We start from the raw sequence: 12,096 nt of genomic DNA on the forward strand, positions 1-12,096 counted from the left end.
ATCACGCTCGCGATTGTTGGTGCCCGCCGGAGTCGGGCGCCGGCACTCGTGGCGGGCCCGGCGTCGCTACCAGGGGACGACGGCGATGCCGGGGGCGGTCAGCTGGCCGACTCGTCCAGCTCACCGGTGGCGGCGAGCCGCCGGTACCAGTGGGCGCTGTCCTTCCAGGTGCGGACCTGGGTGTCGTAGTCGACCCGGATGATCCCGAACCGACGGTCGTAGCCGTAGCCCCACTCGAAGTTGTCCAGCAGCGACCAGACGAAGTAGCCCCGCACGTCCGCACCCTGTGCCCGGGCGTCGGCCATCGCGGCCACGTGCCGGCGGATGTAGTCGATCCGCCGGTCGTCGTGGATCCGGCCGTCGGCCGAGACCACGTCGTCGAAGGCCGCGCCGTTCTCGGTGATCATCATCGGCTGGCCCGGGTACTCGCGGTGCAGACGCAGCAGCAGTTCGGTCAGCGCGGGCGGGTCGATGTTCCAGCCCATCGCGGTGTACGGGCCGGGCTGGGGCAGGAAGTCGACGTTGTCGGCGGCCACCCACGGCGTGAACGCCGAGGCGCCGTGCCCGTCGGCGTCGGACCGGGGCGACACCCCGTCCCACGCCCGCACCAGCGTGCTGGAGTAGTAGTTCACCCCGAGCACGTCCAGCGGCACCGCGATCAGCTTCTCGTCGCCCTCCTGGACGAACGACCAGTCGGTGACCGGTGCGGTGTCGGCCAGCAGGTCGGCCGGGTAGGCGCCGTCCAGCATCGGGCCGAGGAACGCCCGGTTGGCGAGCGCGTCGATGCGCCGTGCGGCGTCGCGGTCCGCGGCCGAGTCCGAGGCCGCCCGGATGACGTGCAGGTTCAGCGTCACCGACAGCTCGGCCGCCGGGGCAAGCTCCCGCACCACCCGGCCTGCCAGGCCGTGCGCGAGGTTGAGGTGGTGCACCGCGGCCAGCGCCGCCGCCGGCTCGGTACGCCCCGGCGCATGCACGCCGGAGGCGTAGCCCAGGTAGGCCGAGCACCACGGCTCGTTCAGCGTGGTCCAGGTGTGCACCCGGTCGCCCAGCGCCCCGACGATGCCGGCCGCGTACTCCTCGAAGCGCAGCGCGGTCTCCCGGGCCGCCCAGCCGCCGGCGTCCTCCAGCTCCTGCGGCAGGTCCCAGTGGTACATGGTGGCCACCGGGCGGATCCCGCGCTCGAGCAGGCCGTCGACCAGCCGCGAGTAGAAGTCGATGCCGGCCCGGTTGAACGAGCCCGAGCCGCCCGGCTGCACCCGCGGCCAGGCGATCGAGAACCGGTAGGCGCCGAGGCCCAGCTCGGCGATGTGCCCGAGGTCCTCCGGCCAGCGGTGGTAGTGGTCCGCGGCCACGTCACCGGTGTCGCCGTTGAGCGTACGGCCGGGGGTGTGGCTGTAGGTGTCCCAGATCGACGGCCCGCGGCCGTCCTCGGTCGCCGCACCCTCGATCTGGTACGACGCCGTGGCCGAGCCCCAGACGAAGCTCTCCGGGAAAGTGTGCGCCGTCATCGCCGGGCCTCCTTGACCTCACAGGTGTACGCCGACGAGGCGCCGGCGACCAGCTCGACGCTGGCGGTCCCATCCTCGTAGTGCACGTCGAACTCCGCGCCGGGGCCCTCCCCGGGCGACGGGATGCTGACCCGGGTACGTTGCCCCGAAGTCGGTGCGAAGAGCCGCAGCCGCACGTCGTCGGCCCACTCGTAGTCCGGCCGGTCGGTGCGGACGCCGAACGGGATCACCGCGCCCGGCCGGGCCAGCACCGGCACGCTGTCGAAGCCGTGCTTCTCGCTCACCCAGGTCGGCCCGGTGACCTGCTCGCCGGTCACCAGGTGGGTCCAGGTGCCGGCCGGCACGTAGTACGTCACCTGGCCGTCGGCGCTCATCACCGGCGCCACCAGCACGTCCGGGCCGAGCATGTACTGCCGGTCGAGGTAGGCCGCGGTCGGGTCGTCCGGGAACTCCAGCACCATCGGGCGCATCATCGGCACGCCGTCGCGGTGCGCCTCCTCGGCGGCCGTCGCGAGGTAGGGCATCAGGCTCATCTTGAGCTGGGTGAAGTGCCGCAGCACCTCGACCGCCTCCTCGTCGAACGCCCACGGCACGCGGTAGGAGTTGGAGCCGTGCAACCGCGAGTGCGAGGAGAGCAGCCCGAAGGCGATCCACCGCTTGAACACCGCCGGGTCCGGGGTGCCCTCGAAGCCGCCGATGTCGTGGCTCCAGTAGCCGAAGCCGGATGCGGCCAGCGACAGCCCGCCGCGCAGCGACTCGGCCATCGCGCCGAACGTCGACTCGCAGTCGCCGCCCCAGTGCACCGGGAACTGCTGCCCGCCGGCGGTCGCCGAGCGGGCGAAGAGCACCGCCTCGCCCTTGCCGCGTTCGGCCTCCAGCAGCTCGAAGACCGCCTTGTTGTAGAGGTGGGTGTAGTAGTTGTGCATCCGCTGCGGGTCGGAGCCGTCGTGCCAGACGACGTCGGTCGGGATGCGCTCGCCGAAGTCGGTCTTGAACGAGTCCACGCCCATGTCGAGCAGGGTCTTGAGCTTGCCGGTGAACCAGCGGACGGCGTCCGGGTTGGTGAAGTCGACCAGGGCCATGCCGGCCTGCCACTTGTCCCACTGCCAGACCGAGCCGTCGGCGTTACGGACCAGGTAGCCGGCCTCGCGACCCTCCTCGAACAGGTACGACCGCTGGGCGATGTACGGGTTGATCCAGACGCAGACCTTCAGGTCGCGCTCGTGCAGCCGGCGCAGCATGCCCTCGGGGTCGGGGAAGGTCGACGGGTCCCAGACGAAGTCGACCCAGTGGAACTGCCGCATCCAGAAGCAGTCGAAGTGGAACACCGAGAGCGGCAGGTTCCGCTCGGCCATCCCGTCGATGAACTCGGTGACGGTCTTCTCGTCGTACGAGGTGGTGAACGACGTCGACAGCCAGAGCCCGAACGACCAGGCCGGCACCCGGGCCGGCCGCCCGGTGAGGGCGGTGTAGCGGCGCAGCACGTCCTTCGGGGTGGGCCCGTCGATGAGGTAGTAGGTGAGCGACTGCCCCTCGACGCTGAACTGCGTCTGCGACACCACCTCGGAGCCGACCTCGAACGACACGTGCTCGGGGTGGTCGACGAACACCCCGTAGCCGCCGCTGCTGAGGTAGAACGGCACGTTCTTGTACGCCTGCTCGCTCGCAGTGCCGCCGTCGGCGTTCCAGATGTCCACGACCTGGCCGTTCTTGACGAACGCGCCGAACCGCTCGCCGAGGCCGTAGATCGTCTCGCCAACGCCGAGTTCCAGGCGGTCGTGCACGTAGTTGCGGCCCTCGCCGTCGGTGACGACGCCGACGCTGCGTGCGGTGGACGAGGTGAGCCGGTGGTCCCCGCGCAGGAAGTCGACCTGCCACCCGTCGATGAGCGACACCCGGGCGGTCAGCTCGCCGGTGGTCAGCGAGGCGCTGAGGCCGGTGACGTCGACGGTGACCGGGTGGCGGTCGAGGGTGTTCAGCTCGAAGCGGGGCTGCGGCGGCAGGCCCCCGGTGTGGTGGCTGATGGTGACGCCCACGACGCCGGGCGCCGGGGTGAAGAACCGGGCGGTGACGACCGGCCGGTTCAGGGTGTCGCCGCGGCTGGTGAGCCGGGCGGTCGGGGCGAAGACGGTGAAACCGCGCTCGTCCGGCTCGACCGACTCGACGGTGGCCGGGCGCAGCACGGTGACACCGGGCCGCATTTGCCAGTACCCGTCGGTGAACTTCACTTCTCGGCTCCTGCTGTGATGCCGCGCGCCAGGGTGCGCTGGAAGATGAGGAAGAAGAGGATGGCCGGGACCAGGCTGATCAACGCTCCCGCGTTGGTGGTCGGGGCGTCCATGAGCCGGTCACCCTGCAACGAGGCCAGTGCGACCGGGATGGTCTGCGTCTGGTTGTCGATCAGCATGACCAGCGGGATCAGGAACTCGTTCCAGGTCCAGATGAAGAAGAAGATGAGCAGCACCGCGAGGGTGGGTCGCAGGTTGGGGAAGACCACCCGCCACAGCACCGTCCACTTGCCGGCGCCGTCCAGCGAGGCCGCCTCCAGCAGCGAGCGCGGGAACGTGCTCATCACCGAGGCGAGCAGGTAGGTGCCGAACGCGCTCTGGATGACGGTGAAGATGATGATCACCGAGAGCCGGGTGTTGTAGAGCCCGATCTCCTTCGCCACGTAGTACAGCGGGTAGATCAGCGCCTCCTGCGGCAGCATGTTGGCCAGCAGGAAGAGCCCGACGATCCAGAGCCGCCCGCGGACCCGGCCGATGCCCAGGGCGTACGCGTTGAGCAGCGAGAGGGCGACGCCGAGCACCGCGACGGACCCGGCGATGAGCGCCGAGTTCCACAGCTTCAGCGGGAAGTTCACCGTGGTCCAGTACGTGCGCAGACCCTTGGTGTAGAACTCCGTCGGCCAGCTCAGCGGGCCGCCCGTCGAGTAGTCGCCTGGCGACTTGAAGGCGTTGAGCAGCATGAACGCGAACGGCACCAGCATCGCCAGCGCGGCGAGCGTGACCAGGGTGAGCACCACCCAGCGGGTGGCGCCGCGGTGGTGTCGGTCGCGACCGGGCCGGCCCGGACGCGGGGTGACCGTGCCCTCGACCGGAGTGAGCGTGACGGACATTTCAGATCCCCCGATCCCGGCGCTCGCTGCGGGCCTGCAGCCAGATGAACAGCACGGCCACCACCACGATGATCAACGTGAGCACGGTGGAGATCGCCGAGCCGTAGCCGACCTGGAGCTTCTTGAAGAACGTGTAGTAGGCGAAGTACGAAGGCACGTTTGTGGCGTTCTCCGGGCCGCCCCGGGTCAGGGCGAAGATCGGCCCGAACACCTTCAGCGCGGCGATGGTGGCGGTCAGGGCCACCACGAACGTCTCCGGTCGGATCTGCGGCAGGGTGATCGCCCGGAAGCGGTGGAACCAGGTGGCGCCGTCCACCTCGGCCGCCTCGTACAGCTCGGGGTCGACCCGCTGCAGCGCGGCCATGAAGACCACCACCGGGTAGCCGATCTGCACCCAGATCATCACCGCCATGACGGCGGGCAGGGCGGTGCCCGGGTCGCCGAGCCAGTCGTGGCGTAGCGCGCCGAGGCCGATCGAGTCGAGTAAACCGTTCAACGCGCCGTCGGGGCGCAGGATCCAACCCCAGACGATGCCGGCCACCACGACGGGCAGCACCTGCGGCAGGTAGAACGCGGCCCGCAACGCGGCGGCGGTGCGCGGCTTGAACCGGCGGCCGATGACGTCGAAGAGCACCGCGGCCAGTAGCAGGCCGAGCAGCGTGGGCACGACCACCATGGCGACGAGCATCGCGAGGGTGTTCCGGAACGACGCCCAGAACACCTGGTCGTGCAGCAGGTGCTGGTAGTTGTCCAGGCCCACCCAGGTGGGGTCGCCGACCCCGGACCACTTGGTCAGGGAGAAGTAGACGGTGCCGAGCAACGGGGCGCCGATGACGAGGGCGAAGAGCACCGCCCCTGGGATCAGGTAGAGCCAGTACGCCCCCTTGCGGTCGCCGCGCCGGCGGCGGGGCCTGGGCGATGTCGGGGTGGCCGTCTGGTGCGTGGTGGCCACGGTCTCGGTGACTGCCATGGAAGATCCTTCCCGGCGGGGCGGGCGGGCGCGCCGACGGCGCCGGTCGCGCCCGCCGCTCGCCGTGCTACTTGCCGGTGATCTCCTTGACGCCGTCCTGGTACGGCTTGGCGATCGAGTCGAGGACCTGGTCGGGAGACTTGGAACCGTTGATCAGGCTCTGGAAGCCGGAGACCAGCACGTCGTAGTAGCCGGGGACCGGCCAGTCCGGGTAGAAGGCCAGGCCGTCCTGCGCGCTGACGGTGTTGAAGTTCTCGATCAGCTTCCGGTCCTTCGGATCGGTGATCTTCGAGGGGTCGCCGGCCACCGGGACGCCACCGTTGTTGCCGATCAGGTCCTGGATCTCCGGACGCAGGGTGATGTCGATGAAGTCGTACGCCAGCGACTTGGCCTTGCTGGTCTGCGGGACCACCCAGAGGTTGCCGGAGGAGCCGGCCTGCAGGGTGTTGCCGGGGAACAGGAAGCTGTCCCAGTTGGCCTTCATCTCGGCCTTGAACCGGCCGTACCACCAGCTACCCGAGACGATCATGGGAGCCTTGCCGCTGATGAACGCGGTGCCCATGTCCTCGGCCTTCAGGCTCGCCGAGTCCTTGGCGACGTAGCCCTTCCGCACCCAGTCGGCGAAGGTCTCCGCGCCGTACTTCAGCGGGTCGGCCTTGAAGTCGACCGGGTTCTTGTAGAGCTCGTAGTTGTTGACGAACTGCCGGTCCGCCTTGGCCAGCGCCAGCTGGTAGAAGAGCTGGCCGGCCGGGTACTCGGCGCCGCCCATGCCCAGCGGCGTGACGCCCTTGCCGACGAAGGTGTCCATCGCGGCCGTCATCTCGGCCATCGTGGTCGGCACCTTGACGCCGTACTTATCGAAGAGGTCCTTGTTGTAGTAGACCGTCACGTACTCGCCGTAGTTCGGCACGCCGTACCAGTTGCCCGAGCCCATGACGCCCTTGTCGTCATAGCGCGCGGTGGTCTGCAGGCTGGGGCTGAGCTTGCCGGCCCAGCCGCGCTTGTCGGCCTCGGCGGAGAGGTCGGTCAGCAGCCCCTGGGAGGAGAGCAGGCCCGCGGTCGCGTTGCCCTTGTTGTACTCCATGATGTCCGGGCCCTCGGACGAGTTGATGATCATGCCCGCGTTCTGCTGGATCTGCTCGAACGCCTTGCGCTCGAACTGGACCTCGACGCCCGGGTGCTCGTCCTTGAAGATCTGGATGGCCCGGTCCCAGGCGATGCCCATGGCGCTGTTCGCGCTCTCGTAGTGCCAGAGCTTGAGGGTCTTGGCCTCGCTGCCGTCGCCGCCGCCACCATCGCCGCACGCGACGATGGTCGTCGCTGCGGTCGCGGCCAGCGCCACCGCAGCAGCCAGCCTGCCGAATCGGTGCATTGCTATCCTCCTGGTGAGTATCGAGTCGGTACTTGTGGTGCCCGTCACCGCGTGGCAGCGCGGTGGCGGGTTTTTTGGTTCCTGGTGCGCGTTACCGCGTGGCAGCGCGGTGGTCGGCACCCTCGGTCGAGGTGACCGGCGGGCCGGTGCCGGGCGGGCCGGTGCCGCCGCCGGGGGTGGCGGACAGGCGTACCGCTCCGCTCGACCCGCGGATCTCCAGCGCGCAGGGCAGTAGTTGCTGGTGGTGGTCGCCGCCGGCCCCCTCGAGTTGGCGCAGCAGGGCCTCCACCGCGATCCGGCCGAGCGCCGAGCCGGGCGAGGCCATCGCGGTCAGCGCGGGCGTGGCCAGCTCGGCCACCTGGGCCGAGGTCACCATCGACACCACCGACACGTCGTCGGGCACGGCCACACCGAGGGTGGTCAGCCCGCCGAGGATGCCGAAGATCGCGCTCTCGTTCATCGCCAGCACGGCGGTGAGGTCGGGGGCCTGGGCCAGCGCCTCGGCCAGGGCGGCCCGACCGCCGGCCGCGCTGTCCCCGGCGGGGATCATCAGGGGCTCCAGGCCGTAGCCCTGCATCGCGGCGACGAAGGAGTCGCGGGTACGCAGCGCCGGGCCGTAGCCGGCCTCGATGGTGGCGGCCGAGTGGTTCACGTAGACGATGCGCCGGTGGCCGAGCTCGACCAGGTGGTCGACGGCGTCCCGGACGGTCTGGTCGAAGTCGATGTCGACGTAGGAGAGGCCGGCGGTGTCACCGGTGCGGCCGATCAGCACCAGCGGCACCCCGGCCTCCTGGAGGGCGGTGACCCGCGGGTCCTCGACCTGTACCTCCATCAGCACCGCGCCGTCGAACATCCGCTGGCTGGCCAGCCGGCGCAGGTCGTCGGAGTCGGCGGCGCCGACCGGGGAGAGCACCAGGTGGTAGCCGGCGGCGCTGGCAGCGGCGGCCGCGCCGGTGACGAAGGCGGTCTCGGTGGCGCCCAGCCCACGCTCGTCCATCGGCATGAGCAGGCCGACGATCCGGCTGCGCCGGCTGGCCAGCCCGCGGGCCATCGCGTTCGGCTGGTATTCGAGCTCGGCCATGGCCGCGAGGACCTTGTCCCGGGTCGCCTGGGAGATCGGCCGGGTGCCGGTGAGCACGTACGACACGGTGCTGACCGAGACCCGGGCGAGGCGGGCGACGTCGTGCATGGTGGCCACCCCGCACCTCCTTCGGCCGGCTGGTCGATCGTCGTTGATCGCGCTTGTCGAAGCGTTTCGACTAAGCGTTTCGACAGAACCGTAGGTCAGTGTTACGGGATCGTCAATAGCCGGTGTCCAGCGTGCGTCGACGCGGTCGAAACGACCTTCTCGCCGCCCGGCGACGCGTCCGGCGGCTGCTTCGCCGAATGCGGGGGCGGGCCGGCCGGCAGGTGGTGTGCGTCACAGCGGCCGGCAGCCGTGTTCAGCCCAGGTCGAAGAGGGCGGCGGCGTTGTGCCAGCAGACCGCGCGCAGCCAGTCGTCGCCCAGGTCGAGGCGGGCCAGCCCGGTCAGCTGCTCGGCGTACGGGTAGGGGATGTTCGGGAAGTCGCTGCCGAGCAGCACCTTGCCGGCCAGCCCCAGCTCACGCAGCCGGGGCAGCTCCTCAGCCGGAAAGGGCAGGAACCGGTCGAAGAACGGGGTGAACGCCATCGTGGTGTCCAGCCGCACCCGCTCGTAGGACTCGGCGAGGTCGAGGAAGGCCCGGTAGTCGGGCGCGCCGAGGTGGGCCACCACCGCGGTCAGCGTCGGGTGCCGGGCGAGCAGCGCCGCGAACGGCTCCGGCCCGGTGTGCGCGGTACCGACCGGAGCGTGCCCGGCGTGCACCACCACCGGCACACCGGCGTCGGCGATCAACCCCCAGACGTCGTCCAACGTCGGGTCGGTGGGTGGGAACCCACCGACCTGGACGTGCACCTTGAACACCCGTGCGCCGGCGTCCAGCGCCTCGGCGACGTAGCCGGGGGCCGCCGGCTCGGGAAAGAAGGTGGCCGAGGGCAGGCAACCCGGCGTGGCCCGGGCGAAGTCGAGCGTCCACCGGTTCAGCTCGGCGGCCATCCCCGGCCGGTGCGGGTACGCCAGCGCGCTGAACGCGTGCACCCCGAGCCGCCGCAGGTGCGCGACCCGCTCCGCGTCGCTCCACCGGTAGCGGATCGGCCACTCGGTGCCGACCAACGGACCGGCCGCGTCGAAGTACGCCCAGACCCGGCGCAGCAGCCGGGGCGGCAGGAAGTGCACGTGCACGTCGGCCAGCCCGGGCAGGCCGAGCCCCCGCCAGAACACCGGAACACCGGCGTCGGCGTCCGGGGCGCTGGGCGCGCCGGACGGGCCGGTCATATCTCGATGTTGAACCGTTGCAGCACCGACGGCGCCAAAAGCCCGGCCGTGGCCAGCAGCGAGATCACGGTCAGCACGGCACGCAGCACGACCACCTCGGTCTTGCTGCCGGTACGCAGCGCGATGCCGTTGGGCAGGCCGACCATCATCCACATCCGACGCTTGATCGGGATCGGCCAGAGAATGGGCACGCCGGCGCGAGTGATCATGTCGCCGAGGATGTGCACGAAACAGCCCACCCCCACCGCGGTGCCGATCAGGGGATAGCCCCGTCCGCCCGGCAGATTCGCGTAGGTGAACCACGCGGCGGCCAGCGACGCGAGGGTGACGATCACCCAACCGGCCCGCTCGGCCCACTTGTCGAACAGGCCGCGCAGGGCCAGCCCGATCATGAAGAACAGGATGCCGATGACCGCCCACTTGCCGTACGCCGCGCAGAGGGCGGTGGTGCCCCAGCCGACCAGCACGGTGAACGGAATGGTGTGGGTCAGCGTCCGGTGGCCGTTGTTCCGCTTCGGGTCGCGGCTCAGCTTGGTCGCGTAGTAGACGCCGAGGGAGATCTTCTCCATCACCTCGGCGAAGAAGAGGCTGACCACGCCGAAGGTCCGGGCCACCGTGGCGCCACCCTGGTTGCGGGTCACCTTGCCGGAGAGGTCGAGGTCGGGGAAGAGCGCGCCGCCGGCGCAGACCGCGGTGCCGACGGCGAGCGCGAGCGGCGACTGGTGATAGTCGGCGAACTGGTCCAGTGCCCAGGATCCGGCCAACCACACCGCCGCGCCGGACAGCGCGTGCGATGGTCCCATCATGTCGGCTCACCCTCCCCAGGGATCTTGAGCGCCAGAGCACCGTCACTCTAGTCAGAAGCGGGGCCGTGCGGGCAATCACCCGGACGGTCCACTAAGGAGAGTCTCAGGGGGCGGGTGTGAAGCTCTGCCGGATCATTGCGAAGTATGTCGCGTTGACCTGCCAGTCGAACTCTTTTGTCAACCATGAGACGGTGTACGCGCGGTAGGCGGAGGTGTTCGCCAGCAGTCGGGCGGTGTGCACCCGCTCGCCCGCGGCGTTGACCCACCCGCACTCCCAGACGGCGCCGCCGTGGAAGATGTCCATCGGGGATATGTCCACCTTGTGGTAACCCGGCAGCGCCCCGTCGCCGGTGAGCCGCCGCTCCTCTGCCTCCCACCAGGCCACCGGGTCACTGCGTCGGGCGCTCGCCTCGACGCTGAGCACCCGAGCACCGCCAGGCTCGCGGAAACAGGTGACAGCATCCTCGCTCCAACGCAGCCAGGAGACCGGAGCGGCGATCCGGAACCCGGTCGGGTCGGTGTACCACGTCCAGCCGGGCACCAGCCGGAACCGCGCCCCCGGCGGCGGCGGCACCGACGGCACCGGGTCAGCCGCCGGTGGGGGCGGGGTCGCGCAGGCGAAGGTGGCAGGCCGGGTGGAGCTGTCCCCGCCGCCGGAGCCCGACGGTCTTCGTTGCGGCTCCCCCCGGGCGTTCAGCGCCACGGCGGTACCCGCGGCGGCGAGCAGCACGAGGACGAGCCCCGCACCCGTGACCGCGAGCCGTCGGCGGCGTCCTCGATCCCGCCGGCCCTGCGCGCGCTTCCGTCGCCCCGGTACGCCGTCCGCCACCGAACCCGCCGCCGGCCGGCCCTGCGCGCTCGGGGCATCTTCACCTGCCGGGGCGTCCACGAGGGTCGGACCGCCACCGACCTGACCGTCCGCGCCGTCGGGAGCCGGGCGTGAGCGTGCCGCCGCCGGCTCGTCCTGGTGCTCCGGCTGGTGGCCAGGTGACGACAGGCTGAATCCCGGCGGCGGGGTGAGCCCTGCCTGCCGGCCGAGGGAGAGCTCGGGCGGCGGCAGGCCGAACCCGGGCGGCGGTGCCGTCGGGCCGAGCGTTGCGGCATCCGGCCCGCTCGCCGCGGCGCGCAGCAGCGGTTCGGCCTCGGCGGCGGTGAGCCGTCGCCACGGGTCGCGCTGCAACAGCCCGGTGAGCGCCGGGCGCAGCGGCCCGGCCCGGCGCATCGGGTCCGGCGGGTCGGTGGCCAGCGCGGTCAGCGTCGCCATCGCGCTGGACCGGGCGTACGGCGACTTCCCCTCCACCGTCGCGTAGAGGGTCGCGCCGAGCGACCAGAGGTCGGTACGCGGATCGGAGACCCCGTCGCGGGCACGCTCCGGCGCCACGAACTGCGGCGAGCCGAGCACCATCCCGGGCCCGGTCATCGCCCCGTCCCCACCGGTGAAGGTGGCCAGCCCGAAGTCGGTCAGCACCACCCGCCCGTCCGCGGCGATCAGCACGTTGTGCGGTTTCACGTCCCGGTGCAGCACCCCGGCGGCGTGTGCGGCGCGCAGCGCGGCCAGCACGGCCAGCCCGATCCGGGCCGTCCGCCGTGGACTCAGCGGACCCTCGGTGGCCAGCACCTGCTGCAGCGAGCGGGACTCGACGTACTCCATCACGATCCACGGGCTGTCCCGGTCGTGCACGACGTCGTAGAGCCGGACCACGTTGGGATGGCTGAGCCGGGCGGCCGTACGCGCCTCGCGCAGGGTCCGCAGCCGCAGCTCATCGCGCTCGGCCTCGGCCAGCCAGGCGGGCGGGACGATTTCCTTGACCGCGACGTCGCGGTGCAGCATCTCGTCACGGGCCAGCCAGACGCGGCCCATCCCGCCGGTGCCGACCAGGTCGAGCAGCCGGTACCGACCTGCGATCAGCAGCTGCCGCACGGTCGCGTCCCCCTCGGTCACCCCCGGTTACACGATAGCCACCGGTC

The 12,096-nt window shown here is 71.0% G+C and carries 9 protein-coding genes; all 9 read right to left on the reverse strand.

What is annotated here, in order from left to right; translation table 11 throughout:
* Positions 1 to 98: 98 nt before the first annotated feature.
* The 9 genes from ACIP9D_RS19745 to ACIP9D_RS19785 all read right to left on the reverse strand — a co-directional run bounded on the left by ACIP9D_RS19745 (position 99) and on the right by ACIP9D_RS19785 (position 12,070).
* Complete coding sequence (locus ACIP9D_RS19745) at positions 99 to 1,508, reverse strand: GH1 family beta-glucosidase (RefSeq protein ID WP_350872889.1); 1,410 nt, start codon at positions 1,506 to 1,508, stop codon at positions 99 to 101.
* A complete protein-coding gene (gene yicI / locus ACIP9D_RS19750) occupies positions 1,505 to 3,736 on the reverse strand; it encodes an alpha-xylosidase (RefSeq protein WP_350872891.1) in 2,232 nt (743 codons plus the stop codon). The genes ACIP9D_RS19745 and yicI overlap by 4 nt, the downstream gene beginning before the upstream one ends.
* Positions 3,733 to 4,626 carry a carbohydrate ABC transporter permease gene (locus ACIP9D_RS19755; RefSeq protein ID WP_350872893.1) on the reverse strand — a complete coding sequence of 298 codons (894 nt, stop codon included), beginning with the start codon at positions 4,624 to 4,626 and terminating at the stop codon, positions 3,733 to 3,735. The genes yicI and ACIP9D_RS19755 overlap by 4 nt, the downstream gene beginning before the upstream one ends.
* Position 4,627: 1 nt before the next feature.
* Positions 4,628 to 5,596: a sugar ABC transporter permease gene (locus ACIP9D_RS19760; protein WP_350872894.1), complete on the reverse strand. Its 969-nt coding sequence runs from the start codon at positions 5,594 to 5,596 to the stop codon at positions 4,628 to 4,630.
* Between the two features lie 67 nt (positions 5,597 to 5,663).
* Positions 5,664 to 6,968, reverse strand: a complete 1,305-nt coding sequence (locus tag ACIP9D_RS19765) for an extracellular solute-binding protein (RefSeq protein WP_350872896.1) — start codon at positions 6,966 to 6,968, stop codon at positions 5,664 to 5,666.
* Between the two features lie 91 nt (positions 6,969 to 7,059).
* Entirely contained in the window at positions 7,060 to 8,157 is a 1,098-nt protein-coding gene (locus ACIP9D_RS19770) for a LacI family DNA-binding transcriptional regulator (protein WP_350872963.1), read from the reverse strand.
* Positions 8,158 to 8,410: 253 nt separating this feature from the next.
* The gene (locus ACIP9D_RS19775) at positions 8,411 to 9,322 is read right to left on the reverse strand and encodes an amidohydrolase family protein (RefSeq protein WP_350872897.1); all 912 of its coding nucleotides are present in this window, start codon (positions 9,320 to 9,322) and stop codon (positions 8,411 to 8,413) included.
* A complete protein-coding gene (locus tag ACIP9D_RS19780) occupies positions 9,319 to 10,128 on the reverse strand; it encodes a metal-dependent hydrolase (protein ID WP_350872898.1) in 810 nt (269 codons plus the stop codon). Before ACIP9D_RS19780 ends, ACIP9D_RS19775 begins: the two co-directional genes overlap by 4 nt.
* 103 nt (positions 10,129 to 10,231) lie before the next feature.
* Positions 10,232 to 12,070 (reverse strand): protein kinase domain-containing protein, encoded by a 1,839-nt coding sequence (locus ACIP9D_RS19785; RefSeq protein WP_350872900.1) that lies wholly within the window; start codon positions 12,068 to 12,070, stop codon positions 10,232 to 10,234.
* Positions 12,071 to 12,096: the final 26 nt, after the last annotated feature.

The organism is Micromonospora sp. NPDC093243 (genome assembly GCF_044753725.1).
In the GTDB taxonomy this organism is placed as follows: domain Bacteria; phylum Actinomycetota; class Actinomycetes; order Mycobacteriales; family Micromonosporaceae; genus Micromonospora.